This is a genomic window from Streptomyces sp. NPDC060064 (genome assembly GCF_042736455.1).
Lineage (GTDB): Bacteria > Actinomycetota > Actinomycetes > Streptomycetales > Streptomycetaceae > Streptomyces.
In genome coordinates this window covers 1-14,838 of record NZ_JBHWWF010000076.1, presented here as the reverse complement: position 1 = coordinate 14,838, position 14,838 = coordinate 1, and the positions used below count along the sequence as shown (strand labels likewise).

Annotated in this window: 13 protein-coding genes; 5 read left to right on the top strand and 8 right to left on the bottom strand. The window is 69.7% G+C overall.

The window, feature by feature from the left end:
* Nucleotides 1–112: 112 nt before the first annotated feature.
* The 8 genes from ACFWDI_RS39995 to ACFWDI_RS39960 all read right to left on the bottom strand — a co-directional run bounded on the left by ACFWDI_RS39995 (nt 113) and on the right by ACFWDI_RS39960 (nt 9,681).
* Complete coding sequence (locus tag ACFWDI_RS39995; protein WP_385311918.1) at nt 113–2,239, bottom strand: MMPL family transporter; 2,127 nt, start codon at nt 2,237–2,239, stop codon at nt 113–115.
* Nucleotides 2,236–2,475: a ferredoxin gene (locus tag ACFWDI_RS39990; RefSeq protein ID WP_362676415.1), complete on the bottom strand. Its 240-nt coding sequence runs from the start codon at nt 2,473–2,475 to the stop codon at nt 2,236–2,238. Before ACFWDI_RS39990 ends, ACFWDI_RS39995 begins: the two co-directional genes overlap by 4 nt.
* Nucleotides 2,476–2,485: 10 nt before the next feature.
* The gene (locus ACFWDI_RS39985; protein ID WP_385311915.1) at nt 2,486–3,688 is read right to left on the bottom strand and encodes a cytochrome P450; all 1,203 of its coding nucleotides are present in this window, start codon (nt 3,686–3,688) and stop codon (nt 2,486–2,488) included.
* Nucleotides 3,689–3,730: 42 nt separating this feature from the next.
* Nucleotides 3,731–4,399 carry a TenA family protein gene (locus ACFWDI_RS39980; protein WP_385311913.1) on the bottom strand — a complete coding sequence of 223 codons (669 nt, stop codon included), beginning with the start codon at nt 4,397–4,399 and terminating at the stop codon, nt 3,731–3,733.
* 15 nt (nt 4,400–4,414) lie between these two features.
* Complete coding sequence (gene asnB, locus ACFWDI_RS39975) at nt 4,415–6,265, bottom strand: asparagine synthase (glutamine-hydrolyzing) (RefSeq protein ID WP_385311911.1); 1,851 nt, start codon at nt 6,263–6,265, stop codon at nt 4,415–4,417.
* Complete coding sequence (locus ACFWDI_RS39970) at nt 6,253–7,440, bottom strand: nucleotide disphospho-sugar-binding domain-containing protein (protein WP_385311909.1); 1,188 nt, start codon at nt 7,438–7,440, stop codon at nt 6,253–6,255. Before ACFWDI_RS39970 ends, asnB begins: the two co-directional genes overlap by 13 nt.
* A gap of 145 nt (nt 7,441–7,585) precedes the next feature.
* Nucleotides 7,586–9,205 carry a multicopper oxidase family protein gene (locus ACFWDI_RS39965; protein ID WP_385311908.1) on the bottom strand — a complete coding sequence of 540 codons (1,620 nt, stop codon included), beginning with the start codon at nt 9,203–9,205 and terminating at the stop codon, nt 7,586–7,588.
* Nucleotides 9,202–9,681, bottom strand: coding sequence for a hypothetical protein (locus ACFWDI_RS39960; RefSeq protein ID WP_385311907.1), 480 nt, complete (start codon nt 9,679–9,681; stop codon nt 9,202–9,204). The genes ACFWDI_RS39965 and ACFWDI_RS39960 overlap by 4 nt, the downstream gene beginning before the upstream one ends.
* Nucleotides 9,682–9,833: 152 nt before the next feature.
* Between ACFWDI_RS39960 and ACFWDI_RS39955 the strand changes: the two genes are divergently transcribed.
* The 5 genes from ACFWDI_RS39955 to ACFWDI_RS39935 form a co-directional block, all read left to right on the top strand.
* On the top strand, nt 9,834–11,105 hold the full coding sequence (locus ACFWDI_RS39955; RefSeq protein ID WP_385311905.1) for an NAD(P)-binding domain-containing protein: 1,272 nt from the start codon (nt 9,834–9,836) through the stop codon (nt 11,103–11,105).
* Nucleotides 11,102–11,554, top strand: a complete 453-nt coding sequence (locus tag ACFWDI_RS39950; protein WP_385311903.1) for an SCP2 sterol-binding domain-containing protein — start codon at nt 11,102–11,104, stop codon at nt 11,552–11,554. Before ACFWDI_RS39955 ends, ACFWDI_RS39950 begins: the two co-directional genes overlap by 4 nt.
* Before the next feature lie 94 nt (nt 11,555–11,648).
* Entirely contained in the window at nt 11,649–12,875 is a 1,227-nt protein-coding gene (gene metK, locus ACFWDI_RS39945) for a methionine adenosyltransferase (RefSeq protein ID WP_385311901.1), read from the top strand.
* 68 nt (nt 12,876–12,943) lie between these two features.
* Entirely contained in the window at nt 12,944–13,939 is a 996-nt protein-coding gene (locus ACFWDI_RS39940; protein WP_385311899.1) for a carbohydrate kinase family protein, read from the top strand.
* Nucleotides 13,936–14,838: homocysteine S-methyltransferase family protein (locus ACFWDI_RS39935; protein ID WP_385311897.1), on the top strand; the 903-nt coding region annotated here is incomplete at its 3' end. The genes ACFWDI_RS39940 and ACFWDI_RS39935, both read left to right, overlap by 4 nt.

Here is a 14,838-nt window from a genome sequence, read left to right as displayed (position 1 = left end):
TACCAAGGCGACGACGGGTAGCCGGCCTGAGAGGGCGACCGGCCACACTGGGACTGAGACACGGCCCCGGCCGGTCCTCCCAACAGGGCGGACCGGCCGGTGCGATGCGTACTCAGAGAGGGATGTCTTCCCCCCGCGGGCGAGAGTTGTCGGCGATGCGACCCTGAGATCCCCCTGATTGGGGCGGACCGCCGTCGCGCAGCAGGCGGTGGAGAGCGCCCGGCCACCACATGCTCTTGCCGATGTCCAACGAGAGAGCGGGTACCAGGACGGTGCGCACCAGGAAAGTGTCCAGGAGGACGCCCAGGCCCACCAGTACGCCTAGTTCGGCCGTGGTCACCAGGGGGAGCGAGACCAGGATGGAGAAGGTCGCGGCAAGGACGAGGCCCGCGCTGGTGATGACGCCGCCCGTGCTGGTCAGGCCGGACTGCACTCCGTGCACGTGGCCCAGCAGACGGACCTCCTCACGGACCCTGGTCATCAGGAAGATGTTGTAGTCGATGCCCAGCGCCACGAGGAAGACGAAGCCGAGCAGCGGCAGAGAATGATCCACTCCGGGCCAGTCGAATGCATGCTCGAAGAGGAGGCTGCTCGCTCCCAGCGCTCCGAAGTAGGAGAGCACCACGGTCGCCAGCAGCACCAGGGGCGCAACCAGCGCCCGCAACAGGGCGATCAGCACCAGCAGCACCACGGCGAGCACCACCGGGATGACCAGCTTGCTGTCCCGCGAGACGGCTCGCTGTGTGTCCAGCGCGCTCGCGGTGGTCCCGCCGACCAGGGCGTCCGCGCCCGCGATCCCGTGCACCGTGTCCCGCAGCCGGTTGATGGTGCGCTCGGCGGCGGGAGTGTCCGGGTCGTCCTCGAGCACCACAGGGACATGGACGAGTGCACGGTCGCGCGAGTAGGCGACCGGCTGCACCTCGGCGATACCGTCGAGCCGCCCGACGGCCGCGACGAGCGCCTTTTCGGAGGGGGCCTTCGCGATCACATCCGCCGGCGCCGACTCGCCGCCCGGATAGTGAGCGGCCACCAGCCGCTGACCGGCGACCGAATCGGGAGTCGTGGTGTACATCTGCGACTGGGTCAGACCGAAGCTGATGCCCGTCGCCCCCAGTGCCAGTGCTCCCATGACGACCGTGGCCGCCAGCCAGGACAGCCGGGGGCGCCGCCCCACGGCCGCGCCGACGCGCGCCCAGCCGCTGTGCCCGGCCCGCTGTGTCTGCCCGAACCGGGGGACGAACGGCCAGAAGATCCAGCGCCCCAGGATGACCAGCAGCGCGGGCAGTACGGTGACCATGGCGATGAAGCCGGACAGCACACCTGCCGCGCCCACCCAGCCCAGGCTGCGCGAGGAGTTCAGGTCGGCCAGCAGCAGACAGAGCAGCCCGATGACGATCGTCCCCGCAGAGGCGAGGATCGCGGGTCCAGAACGGCGCAGCGCGATCTGCATGGCGCCGTGCCGGTCCTCGTTGCGGGTCAGCTCTTCCCGGTAGCGGGCGATGAGCAGCAGGGCGTAGTCCGTGCCCACACCGAAGACGAGCACTGTCAGCAGGCCCGAACTCTGGGCGTCCACCGGCAGGCCGGCTTTCCCGCCCAGGTACGTGGCTACTTGGGACAGCACGGCGGCGAAGCCCACCGAGATCAGCGGCACCAGCCACAGCACCGGGCTGCGGTAGATCAGGAGAAGCAGCAGGGCGACCACGAGCGCGCTTCCGAGCAGCAGCGTCCCGTCCAGCTCGTCGAAGACGTCGATGGTGTCCTGGAGTGCGCCGGCGGGGCCGGCGACCTTGACCCGCAGATCGGTCGGCACGTCCTCGCCGGCGACATCGCGTGCCGCGTTCACCGTGTCGGAGAACTTGTCGCTGTACGGAACGGGCACGGTGGTCAGCAGCGCCTTGCCGTCCTTGGACGGCGTCGCGCCCTCGATCGCTCCGCCGGGAACGAGCGGGGTCAGCTTCTTGCGGTCCGCCTCTGCCTTCGCCCGGTCCGCCGTGGTGATGCCGCTGTCGCGCACATAGACGATGACGGCGGGCATGACCTCGTCGGTACGGAACTCCTCCAACCGGTCGTTGACCAGGGCGGCTTCCGCGTTGCCCGGCAGATAGGCATTGGCGTTGTTGTCCTCGACGTCGGCGACCTTGCCGGCCAGCGGCCCCAGAGCCATCGCGATGATCAGCCAGCCGGCCAGGACGAACCATTTGGCCCGTCTGCCGCCCGGGACGGTCGCCAGGCGCTTCATCCGGCATCTCCCCGTGCCAATTCGACTGCTTCTTCGGCCGCCGACTCCTCGACGACCCGGATGGACTTCGTCGGGCAGCCGCGGGCGGCCCGTCGGATCTCCTCGTGCAGGGCCTCGGCCGGCGACTCGTCCAGGACGAGCACCAGCCCGTCCTCGTCCTGGTCGAAGACCCCGGGCACGCGGTAGACGCAGAGACTGCTCACCGCACAGGTGTCGGAGTTGGCCGTCACACGCATCGGACTCTCCTCACCATTCGACCGGGATCTCGGTGAAGCCCTCCATGAACCCGCCCAGTGCACGGGGCAGTTCCTCGGCGGGCGCTGCCAGCCTGATGTCCGGGAACCGGCGCAGCAGGGACTCCGTGGCGACCTGCAGCTCCATCCGGGCCAGCGCCGCGCCGACGCAGTAGTGCAGGCCCGCGCCGAAGGTCATGTGGTGGTTCTCCTTGCGGCGGATGTCCAGCTCGAAGGGGCAGTCGAAGACCTCCGGGTCCATGTTCGCGCCCTCCTCGGAGAGCAGAACGCTGGTGCCCTTCTTGATGACGGACCCGTCCGAGAGCGGGATGTCGTCGATGGCGTACCGCATCGTGCCCACCGACGAGCCCATGATCTGCGTACGCAGCAGTTCCTCGACCGTCGACGGAACCAGCGACCAGTCCGCCTGGATCGCGCGGACGAACTCCGGGTGGTGCAGCAGGACCGCCGTGCCGGTGCCGATCTGGCTCGCCGTCGTGACATAGCCGGCGATCAGCAGACCCTGCGTCCAGAAGTGCAGCTCATGCTCATTGAGCCGGCTGTCGTCCTCGTCGTCCCGCACCCGGATCAGCTCGCTGACCAGGTCGTCGCCCGGGTTCTCACGCTTGGAGTCGATCAGGTCGCCCAGGTACTTCCAGAGATCCTGCCGGCACTTGCCGACCTCCTCCGGCGGCAGCTTGGTCACCGACAGGAAGCCGTCGACGTACGCACGGAACTGGTCGCGGTCCTCCGGCGGCACACCGAGCAGCTTGCAGATCACCATGATCGGCAGCGGGAAGGCCAGCGCCTCGTTCAGCTCGACGGGCTGGGGGCCGGCCGCCATCTCGTCCAGCAACTGGTCGGCGACCTGCTGCACATACGGGCGCAGCGCCTCGATCCGGCGGGCGGTGAACGCCTTGGTGACCAGCGACCGCACCCGGGTGTGCTCCGGCGGGTCCGGGTCGATGTTCGGATCCATGAACAGGTCGTTGTCCTTGGAGATCCGGGCGCAGTCGGGGCGGGCGATGTTGCGGGAGAGCCGCTTGTCGGCGAAGAGGGCCCGCACATCCTTGTAACGGGTCACCAGCGTGGCGACGTCCCCGCTCGGCAGGGTCACTTCGATCGCCGACGTCTTGTGTACGTTCCGCAGCGCTTCGGGAACCTGCATGGGCGGGGTCCACGCGAACGGATACCTGGGCGGGGTCTGGGTGCTCACGGTAGTCCCTTTCCGATCAGTGTGTATGCGGTAGCTGTAGCGTCAGAACGGCCAGGACGGCCTGGACCAGGCGGCCTCTGCGAAGGCCCACTCGTAGCGGGTGCTGACGGCGAAGTGGTCGACGAGCTCGGCGCGTTCGGCTCCGGAGAGCTCGTCGCCGAGCCGGTCGGTGAGGCCCATGAAGGCCTTCACCGCGTAGCTGTAGCCCTCGCCCGGGTGGTAGATCTCGATCCAGGGCGCATATCGCGAGCCGGGCGTGTGCCGCTCCAACAGATCATTGGAGACCTGGTGGTTGAACCAGACCATCGGCAGCAGCGCCCCGAAGCCGGCGGCGAACGACGTCGCGGTCGCCGCCTGGAAGAACGAGCAGTGGGCATGGGTGGCGGGGTCCACGGGCGCGTCGGGCACCAGCGCAGGGGCGCCCAGCTCCCCGGCGAGATTCCCGTATGCCTCGCGCAGCTTGTCGCGCGCCTCGAGCGTCCCGGTGATCGACCGCCCGAGCAGCGAGGTGCACTCGTCGCTGCGGGCGGCCGCGGCCGCACGCGCCAGGCCCCGGGTGTAGGAGGGCAGCAGGTATCCGGTGTCCTGCTGGACGAAATGGGCCAGCGACTCCCCGGGCAGCGACCCGTCCCGCAGGCCGGACCAGAACGGATGCGCCGTGACCTTGTCCAGGATCGGCGCGGCGAGCTCCTTGAGCTCCTCTTGCAGCATGGGCCCTTGCCCCTCTCAGATGTCGAGTCGTACGCGGTAGTGCCGCAGCCACGCGTCCAGTTGGAGCACCATCTCCACGTTCCTCCGCTCGCCCCAGCCGTCGACCGCGATCGGCCGGTCCTCCTTGGCGAGCTCGGCGCAGGCCGGGCTGTCAAGGAGCGGACGCACCGGGCTGGACGGGTCTGCGACGACGGCGTTGAAGCGGTCTCGCAACACCTGGCCGTAGCGCGGGTCCTGAGTGATCGGGAAGGGGCTCTTGCGGCGCTGGGTCACCGATGCGGGCAGCAGATCGGCGACCGCCGAACGCAGCACGCTCTTCTCCCGGCCGTCGGCCGTCTTCATCCCCCACGGGATGTTGTAGACGTACTCCACCAGCCGGTGGTCGCAGTACGGCACCCGCAGCTCCAGGCCCACGGCCATGCTGAGGCGGTCGTCGCGGGAGAGCAGCAGCGGCAGCCAGCGCGAGAGATGGGCATGGCCGACGACCCGCATGGTGTGTTCCTGGTCGGACTCGCCCGGCACCCGCGGGACTTCGGCGACCGTCTCGGCGTACCGCTGGGCCGAGTACCCGGGCACGTCGATCTTCTTGAGGAAGCCGGGGTCGAGCAGACCCGTGCTCATGCCGTGCGGGGCGACCCGCAGCCCCATGGTGACCCAGGGGAAGTTCGCGGTGTCCACCAGCGTCGGATCGCGGAACGACTGGTAGCCGCCGAAGAGTTCATCAGCGACCTCGCCCATCAGAGCGACCGTGGAGCGCTGGCGCACCGAACGCAGCAGCAGATACAGCGAGCGGTCCATGTCGGGAATCGGGCGCGGCAGATCCTGTGCGCGCAGTGCCGCCGCATCCACCACCGGGTCCGCGAGGTCTGCGGTGCGCAGTACCACCGGCTCATGGTCGGTGCCGACATGGCGGGCGACCTCGGCGGCGTACGGGGCGTCCGGGTCCTCGTGCCAGAAGTCCTTGCGGAACCGTTCGGTGTGCCCCTCGAAGTCGACGGCGAAGGTTTTGGGCCGTCGGCCGTCCGTGACGGACTGGGCGGCGAACGCGGCGATCGCGCTGGAGTCGACGCCGCCCGAGAGCAGCGTGCACAGCGGGACATCGGAGACGAGATGGCTGGAGACGGCCTCCTGGAGCAGGCCCCGCACCGTGTCCACCGTGGTCGGGAGATCGTCCGGGTGCTCGTGGTTCGGCAGCGTCCAGTACCGGGTCTCGGTGACCGAGCCGTCCCGTACCACCGTCACATGCCCTGCCGGGACTTCGCGCATCCCGCGGTAGACGGCATGGCCCGGGGTGGCGATGTACGCGAGCAGTTCCGCCAGGCCCTCCGTGTCGACGGCGCACTCGATCGACGGATGGGCGAGCAGCGCCTTCGGCTCGGAACCGAAGACGAGGCCCCGGCCGGCCCTGGCGTAGTACAGCGGCTTGATGCCGAGCCGGTCCCGGAACATCACCAGCTTCCCGGCGCGCGGGTCCCAGACGGCGAAGGCGAACATGCCCTCCAGCCGCTCCGCGCACCGCTCGCCCCACTCCAGATAGGCGCGCAGCACCACTTCGGTGTCCCCGGCCGTACGGAAGCGGTGGCCGAGCGACTCCAACTGGGCCCGCACCTGGCGGAAGTTGTAGATCTCTCCGTTGTGCACCAGGACCGCGAGGGTGCGGCCGTCCTCCTCGGCGGCCATCGGCTGCGGGCTGCCGTCCACATCGATGACGGCGAGCCTGCGATGGCCGAGAGCGGCACGCTCATCGGTCCACACGGCCTCGTCGTCGGGCCCGCGGTTGGCGAGGGTTCCCACCATGGTGCGTACCGTCGAGGCCTCCTCCCTGAGCCCGCGCTCGAAGTCGACCCAGCCCGCTATGCCGCACATGCGACCACCCTCGACTCGATCTCGGTGACCAGTTCGGCCGGGGACGGCAGACTCAGCATCTGCTCGCGCAGTTTGTTCGCGGCGGCGCGGTACGCATCGCCGGTGAGCAGCTTGTCCGCCTCGGCGCGCAGCCGCTCCGGTGTCGCCTCGTCGCGGGTGAGCACCTCGCCGGCGCCGGTGGCCAGCACCCGGCCCGAATGGCCGAGATGGTCGGGGAGCTGGGGTACGAGCAGCAGCGGCACGCCGGCCCGCAGCGAGGTCAGCACCGTGCCCGCGCCGCCGTGCGCGACGACCAGATCGGCGTCGTCGACCAGCAGATGCAGCGGAGTGTCCTCGACGACACGTACATGCCCTTCGGCCTCGCCCGGCACCTCGCCGAGCAGCGCACGCTGCCCGGCGGTGACCGCGAGGACGACCTCGGTCCCGGGCCCTGCCAGGGCGGCGGCGACCTGTCCGGCCAGGAATCGCTCCGGGGCCAGCCGCGCCATCGTGTGACCCCAGGTCACCACCACACGGCGCCTGGTGGTCCCCGGCGGGCCGAGCGGGGGACGAAGCGGCCCGCCGGGGCCGTTGAAGGGGACGTACCGCATGGCCAGACGCGGATGGTCGACCGGAACCTGGAAGTCGTCCGGGCACGGGTCGACGGTCAGCAGGCCGAAGGGGTCGAAGTCGCCGACGCCGTTGCGTTCGGCGAGCGGGGCGAGCACCTGCGGCAGCAGGCCGCGGGCCCGCGCCATCAGATCGGTGCCGTACAGCAGCCGCACGGCGGGGATGCCGGCCGCCGCTGCCGCCAACGGCCCGGCCAGCGCGGTCGGTTCGAAGACCACCGCGTCCGCACGCCAGTCGCGGGCCAGCGCCGCCAGATCGTCCGTCATGGAGTCGGCGTGTGCGTAGAACATCTGCATCGCGCGCGGACCCTTGCCGCTGCGCGGGGCCTGCCCGCCGCCGTCCGCCGGGTCGTTCGCGGTGGGGAGAACGTAACCGCGCACCATCCCCACGGCGTCGACATCCCTGCCGACGGACGCGGCGGGCAGACCGGTCCTCGCCGTCTCCTCGCGCAGGGCCGGCTGGCTCGCGACCAGCACGTCATGACCCGCGGCCCGGAAAGCCCATGCCAAAGGCACCACCGCATAAAGATGCGAAGGCCAGGCCCAGGTCGTGAACAGTACGCGCATGGCTCGCCCCAACCCCTCTCAGTGCCGACTGCGTCCCCGCCCGTGACACAGGGCCAGGTCCGCGATGCGCCGACGGTGACGCAGCGGCCTATCGGTCCGGTCGCAGCCCGCTCGAAGCAGGCCGGACCGGCCGACGCCAATGCCCTTAGACGACCTGGAAGTTCGCCATCATGGCCATGTCCTCGTGCTCCAGGTTGTGGCAGTGGAACATGTACCGGCCGCGATGGCCCGAGAAGCGGGCCAGCACATCGACCACCTCGAAGGGCCGCACATCGACGGTGTCCTTCCAGCCCGCGTCCGTGTCCAGCGGAGCCCTGCCGCTGCGCGCCACCACCTGGAAGTGGGCCAGGTGCAGATGCACGGGGTGGTGGAAGTCGCTGGTGAAGCGCCACCGTTCCACCGTTCCGAGCCGCGGTCTGGCAGCGAACTCGGCGGAGCGGAAAGGCTTTCCGTTGACCGTCCAGACCTTCGTGCCGTCCGAGGTGCTCGTCTGGCGGAAGTTGAACTGCCGCTCGGCCACGGCCGAAGCGGCACGCAGCGGTTCGACGTCGGCGAGCCTGGCAGGCACCCTGCTGTCGTCGTTGGCACGCCGGGCGACCCTGAACCGCATCACCCGCCGGGTGCCGTCCTCGCCGAGCGTATTGACCAGCGTGACCGTGGACCCCACCGGATACGCCGAGAAGTCGACCACCACATCGAAGCGTTCGGCGGGAGCGATCGGCAGCTCCTTGTGCGAGCGCGGCGCGGCCAGCAGCCCGGCATCACTGCCCACCTGCACGAAGGGGGCGCCCTCACGCGGACCGGGCTCCAGCGCGAGGCGGTACCGACGGGCGTTGGAGGCGTTGAGCAGCCGGAAGCGGTAGCGGGCGGCATCCACCTCGAGCTCGGGCCACACAGCACCATTGACCAGCACCACATCGCCCATGACGCCCTCCATATAGGCGTCCTCGACCCCCGGGACGCCGGTCAGCGAGGGATCGACGGACGGATAGCGCAGCGCGCCGTCCTCCTCGAACGCGCGGTCACAGATCATCAGCGGGATGTCCCGCTCGGCCGCCGGCAGATGCAGCGCCTCCTCCTCGTCGTCGCGCACAAGGAACATCCCGGCGAGCCCGCGCCACACCTGAGGGGCGCTGAAGTCCATCCGGTGGTCGTGGTACCAGAGCGTCGCGGCCGGCTGATCGAGCGGATACGTATAGTCCTTGGCGCCCTGCGACAGCTTCCAGTCGGCCGGCGCGACCTGCATCGCCCCGCCGTGACCGGCCCCATGACCGCCCTTGCCGTGCGCCGCGGGATCGTGCCGGTACCCCTTCGGCACCACGAGATCTGTCGGATAGCCGTCCGACTCCGGGGCCTGGATCCCGCCGTGCAGATGCGTCGACGTCGGTACGGGCAGCTCATTGCGCACCCGCACGACGATCTGACGCCCCGACCGGCCCACGAGCGTGGTGCCGGGGAAGCTTCCGTCGTACGCCCACACCCGCGTTTTCCGACCCGGCAGGATCTCCATGTCGGCGACGCGCTGCACCAGTTCGTAGTGGTCCACACCGCCCGTCGTACGCACCGGCACGGCCGTCCTCGGCACCGGCAGCGGCACACGGAACGGCTCCGGCAGCGGGCCGCCGCTGGAGAGCAGCTCGCCGGAGACCTCCCGGGTCATGCTGCCGCAGCCGGCGACTCCGGCCGCGGCGGCCACACCCGCGGCGCCGGCCACCCCGAGCAGCCGCCGGCGGGACAGTTCGGACCGGCTGGGCCCCGCGCTCATCGGCGGCCGCCGCGGTACGCGAAGGCCCAGTAGGTGAGCGCGGTCGCACCGGCGACCAGCGCGACCCCGAGCGGTATGTGCAGACCCAACGCCCTCGAGTAGCCCGAGCCCGTCTGTGTCTGTACGAGGAAGGCGACCACCACCGCCAGCGCGATCGGCCAGGCCGGCCCGCGTCCCGGCCGCCACAGGAGCACGGTGTTGATGACCAGCAGCCAGCTCAGGAAGCTGATGGTGTGGGCGTTGATCTCGTGCAGGTCCAGCAGATCCACATCGCCCGTGATGAACATCCCGGCCAGCACCGGCTGCAGCAGGGTCAGCAACAGGAACGCGGTGATCACGCAGCGCAGCACGATCAGTGGCCACCGCCGGACCTTCCGCACCGCCGGTGTCCCACCCGCCCGCCGCCGAGGGGATGAACGCGCCGCCGCGCCAGGGTCCAAGGAGTCCGCAGGACGGACATCCGGTGTCTGGCTCATGGGGAACTCCTCCAAGTCGTCGACACCTTCGACGGTGACAGGGGCGACTCGAGTGGGACTTGAGCGGGACGAGGGCCGGACCGGTCCTCGATCCGCCGTCGAGCGGCGGCGGAGAACGTAATGCAGCATCCCTACGCCTTGGAGGCTGACCGATGGCCGAGACTCCCCTCTTCCGCGTGATCCTGCGGATGGAAATCCAGTCCGGAACCCAGGACGAGTTCGAAAGGACATGGTGGGAGGTGGGATCGGCGATCTCCCGGCAGCCCGCCAACCGCGGCCAGACGCTGACGCGTGCGACAGAGGGCGATTCCCCTGTCTACTACGTGATCACCGACTGGACCGACGAGGCGGCATTCCGGGCCTTCGAAATCGGCGAGGCCCATGTCGAGCACCGCCGTCGGCTCGGGAAGTACCGCACCAGCGGCGAGATGATCACGACGCAGACCGTGTATGACATCCCGCCGGCGCCGCAGCCCGAAGCCGTTCCGGGACCCAGAGCGGTACCCGAGCCCGAAGCGCCGTCCGCCACCGCGGGCCGCGCGCCGCTGGCCTTCATCGGCCTCGGCAACATGGGCCGCGGCATGGCTCACGCACTCATCGACGCCGGCCACCGCCTCACCGTCCACAACCGCACCGCCGCAAAGACCCGCCCCCTGGTGGACGCAGGCGCCACCGCGGCCGGCAGCCCCGCGGACGCTGCCGCGGGACACTCCGTCGTTCTGCTCAGCCTGAGCGACGAAGCCGCCGTGGACGATGTGCTCTTCGACAAGATCGTGCCGGTGCTCGCGCCGGGCAGCATCGTCATCGACACCTCCACCGTCTCCCCGGCGTACGCGCGCAAGGCGGCAGGCCGCCTTGCCGACGCCGGACTGCGCCGGGTCGAAGCCTGTGTGGTGGGCAACCCCTTCCAGGCCCGGGAGGGCAAGCTCCGTGTCTACACCAGCGGAGCGGAGCGGGACGTCGCAGAGGTCGCGGACGTGCTCGACACCATCGGCGCCGAAGTTCTGCACCTCGGAGCCCCCGGCACGGCCGCCACCCTCAAACTCATCTTCAACCTCCTGCTGGGTGCCCAGGTCGCCTCGCTCTCCGAGGCGGTGGCGTACGGCGTACGGACCGGACTCGACCGCGACCGGCTGCTCTCCGCCATCGCCGAGAGCGGTTTCAGCTCGATCGTCATGCGCTTCCGCGCCGAGCTGATGCGCAAGGGGAGCTATGAACCGGCCTTCTTCCGCTCGACCCTCATGGAGAAGGATCTGCGCCTGGCCATCGACGACGCCACCGGGGCGGGAGTCGAACTCCCCGTCCTGGACACGGTCCGGGCCGGCTTCGCCGCCGTGGTCGCTGCGGGCGACGGCGACAAGGACGCCTCCGTCCTGATCGAGCACACGACCGCGGCGGCCTCCTCCCAAGGTGCCGTGTCATGACGCGGACGCCCGACGCGCGCCACCTCCAGCTCAAGCATCTCGCCGAGGCCGGCGCGGCGGCCGGCGGCAGCCTCTCGCTTCCGGACGACGACATCGAGCGGCTGCTGGGGCTGGTCTTCGAATGGTTCCGCTCCTGCTTCAGCCCCGAGCGTGCCCACGGCCGGTCCGGCACCTTCCGCTACGCGGTCAACACCCCCCTGGGCGTACGGCACTGGTACATCGTCGTCGACAGCGACCCGGGCACCTGCACCGCCACCACCTCCGTCGACCGCCCGGCGGACGCCACCATCGGCGTGGACCTCGGCGATCTCGTCGCCCTCGCCGTCGGCGAACTCAAGGGCACGGACGCGTTCGTCAACGGACGTCTGAAGATCTCCGGCGATGTCTTCTTCGCCATGAACTGGATCGAGTGGTTCGGCTCCCGCAGCACACCGCCCAAGGACGACTGACGGTGTTTAGCTGCCTTTGAGCCCTCCTGCAGTCGTGGCGCGCAGTCTGCCGGGAACGACCGTCCGGCAACTGCGCGCCTCACTTGGAGGTTCCGTGTCCCTTCGTCTGTTCACCTCGGAGTCTGTGACCGAGGGTCATCCCGACAAGATCGCCGACCAGATCAGCGACGCGATCCTCGACGCGCTGCTGACCCAGGACCCGAAGTCGAGGGTCGCCGTCGAGACGCTGATCACCACCGGCCAGGTCCATGTGGCCGGCGAGGTCACCACCCAGGGCTACGCCGAGATCCAGAGCCTGGTCAGGGAGACCGTCCTCAAGATCGGCTACGACTCGTCCGCCAAGGGCTTCGACGGCGCGTCCTGCGGTGTCTCGGTCTCCATCGGCGCGCAGTCGCCGGACATCGCGCAGGGCGTCGACACCGCGTACGAGGAGCGCGTCGAGGGTGCCGTCACAGGTGAGGGAGGGGACGAGCTCGACAAGCAGGGCGCCGGCGACCAGGGCCTGATGTTCGGCTACGCCTGCGACGAGACGCCTGAGTTGATGCCGCTGCCCATCACCCTCGCCCACCGGCTCTCCGCACGGCTCACCGAGGTCCGCAAGAACGGGACCATCCCGTATCTGCGACCGGACGGCAAGACACAGGTCACCATCGCGTACGACGGGGCCCAGGCGATCCGGCTGGACACCGTCGTCGTCTCCTCGCAGCACGCTCCCGGCATCGACCTGGACTCGCTCCTCATCCCCGACATCCGCGACTGCGTGGTGCAGCCCGTGCTGCACGAACTCGCCGAAGAGGGCGTGCGGTTGCAGACCGATGGCTACCGGCTGCTGGTCAACCCGACCGGGCGGTTCGAGATCGGTGGCCCGATGGGCGACGCGGGTCTGACCGGCCGGAAGATCATCATCGACACGTACGGCGGCATGGCCCGGCACGGCGGCGGCGCGTTCTCGGGCAAGGACCCGTCGAAGGTGGACCGCTCGGCCGCGTACGCGATGCGCTGGGTCGCCAAGAACGTGGTGGCCGCCGGCCTCGCGGCACGCTGCGAGGTCCAGGTCGCGTACGCCATCGGCAAGGCCGAGCCGGTCGGACTCTTCGTCGAGACCTTCGGCACCGAGACCGTACCCGTGCCGCGCATCCAGGCCGCCATCGACCAGGTCTTCGACCTGCGCCCGGCTGCCATCATCCGCGACCTCGACCTGCTGCGGCCCATCTACGCGCAGACCGCCGCGTACGGGCACTTCGGCCGGAACCTCCCCGACTTCACCTGGGAGGCCACCGACCGCGCCGAGAAGCTCCGCCAGGCAGCCATCGCCGACTGACTGTCCGAACGGACCGGCCGGCCGACGGAACAACGCAACTTCCACCGTAGAACCAAGGAGCAGTGACCGTGCGCATAGCCGTAACTGGTTCGATCGCAACGGACCACCTCATGGTCTTCCCCGGCCGGTTCACCGAGCAGCTCATCGCCGGCAGCCTCGACAAGGTCTCGCTCTCCTTCCTCGTCGAGGAGCTCGAGATCCGGCGCGGCGGCGTCGCAGCGAACATCGCCTTCGGCCTCGGCCGCCTGGGTCTCGGCCCGCACCTCGTCGGAGCGGTGGGCACGGACTTCGCCGACTACCAGGTCTGGCTCAAGGAGAACGGCGTCGACACCGAGTCGGTGCACATCAGCGAGTCGCTGCACACCGCGCGCTTCGTGTGCACCACCGACGCGGACCACAACCAGATCGGCTCCTTCTACGCCGGAGCCATGAGCGAAGCACGCACCATCGAACTGCGGCCGCTGCACGAGCGGGTCGGTGGCCTCGACCTGGTGGTGATCTCGCCCAACGATCCCGCGGCCATGGTCCGCCACACCCGCGAATGCACGGAGCTGGGCCTGCGGTTCGCCGCCGACCCCTCGCAGCAGCTCGCGTTCATGCAACGCGACGACGTGCGCGAACTGCTCGCGGGACCCACCTATCTGTTCACCAATGAGTACGAGAGTGTGCTCATCCAGGAGAAGACCGGCTGGACCGAACAGCAGATCCTGGGCCGGGTGGGCACCTGGGTGACCACCCGGGGCGCGGACGGCGCACGCGTGGAAAGGGCCGGGCTGCGGCCCGTCGACATACCGTCGGTCCCGCCGGTGGGCACGACCGAACCGACCGGTGCCGGAGACGCCTTCCGGGCCGGCTTCCTCGCCGCCACGGCGTGGGGCCTCGGCCTGGAACGCGCGGCGCAGTTGGGCAGCGCACTGGCCACCACCGTGCTGGAGACCACGGGCACGCAGCCGGACGAGCTGAACGGCGCCGGCCTGCTGGCCCGGGTACGCGGCACGTACGGCGCGGCGGCCGCCGCCGAACTGTCGGCGTATGTCACTCCGGACATGGCGGCAGCGGGATGAGCGCGGCCCGGATCGACGCTCTGCGTGAGGCGCTTGCCACGCGTGTGGTGGTGGCTGATGGTGCGATGGGCACGATGTTGCAGGCGCAGGATCCGACGCTGGAGGATTTCGAGAATCTCGAGGGTTGTAACGAGATCTTGAATGTGACGCGTCCGGACATTGTGCGGACGGTTCATGAGGAGTACTTCGCGGTCGGTGTGGACTGTGTGGAGACGAACACGTTCGGCGCAAATTTCGCCGCGTTGGCGGAGTACGACATTCCCGGGCGGGTTTTTGAGCTGTCGGAGTCGGGGGCGCGGATTGCGCGTGAGGTGGCGGACGAGTTCACCACGTCCACGGGGCGGCAGCGGTGGGTGCTGGGTTCGATGGGGCCGGGTACGAAGCTGCCGACGCTGGGTCATGCCCCGTATGTGAAGCTGCGCGACGCCTACCAGCAGAACGCGGAGGGCATGATCGCGGGTGGTGCGGATGCGTTGCTGGTGGAGACGACGCAGGACCTGCTGCAGACGAAGGCCGCCGTCCTGGGTGCCCGGCGTGCTCTGGAGGCGACCGGTACGAGTCTTCCGCTGATCTGTTCGGTGACGGTGGAGACGACGGGGACGATGCTGCTGGGTTCGGAGATCGGTGCGGCGCTGACCGCGCTGGAGCCGTTGGGTATCGACATGATCGGCCTGAATTGCGCGACCGGTCCGGCGGAGATGAGTGAGCATCTGCGCTATCTGGCCCGGCACTCGCGGATCCCGTTGTCGTGTATGCCGAATGCGGGTCTGCCGGTGCTGGGCAAGAACGGTGCGCACTACCCCTTGTCGGCGGGTGAGCTGGCGGATGCGCAGGAGACGTTCGTGCGCGAGTACGGGCTGTCGCTGGTGGGTGGCTGCTGTGGTACGACGCCGGAGCAT

What these genes read in the sequence shown, in the direction of transcription:
- ACFWDI_RS39995 (WP_385311918.1), bottom strand. Translation starts at nt 2,239, where the DNA reads ATGAAGCGCCTGGCGACCGTCCCGGGCGGCAGACGGGCCAAATGGTTC.
- ACFWDI_RS39990 (WP_362676415.1), bottom strand. Translation starts at nt 2,475, where the DNA reads ATGCGTGTGACGGCCAACTCCGACACCTGTGCGGTGAGCAGTCTCTGC.
- ACFWDI_RS39980 (WP_385311913.1), bottom strand. Translation starts at nt 4,399, where the DNA reads ATGCTGCAAGAGGAGCTCAAGGAGCTCGCCGCGCCGATCCTGGACAAG.
- asnB (WP_385311911.1), bottom strand. Translation starts at nt 6,265, where the DNA reads ATGTGCGGCATAGCGGGCTGGGTCGACTTCGAGCGCGGGCTCAGGGAG.
- ACFWDI_RS39970 (WP_385311909.1), bottom strand. Translation starts at nt 7,440, where the DNA reads ATGCGCGTACTGTTCACGACCTGGGCCTGGCCTTCGCATCTTTATGCG.
- ACFWDI_RS39965 (WP_385311908.1), bottom strand. Translation starts at nt 9,205, where the DNA reads ATGAGCGCGGGGCCCAGCCGGTCCGAACTGTCCCGCCGGCGGCTGCTC.
- ACFWDI_RS39960 (WP_385311907.1), bottom strand. Translation starts at nt 9,681, where the DNA reads ATGAGCCAGACACCGGATGTCCGTCCTGCGGACTCCTTGGACCCTGGC.
- ACFWDI_RS39955 (WP_385311905.1), top strand. Translation starts at nt 9,834, where the DNA reads ATGGCCGAGACTCCCCTCTTCCGCGTGATCCTGCGGATGGAAATCCAG.
- ACFWDI_RS39950 (WP_385311903.1), top strand. Translation starts at nt 11,102, where the DNA reads ATGACGCGGACGCCCGACGCGCGCCACCTCCAGCTCAAGCATCTCGCC.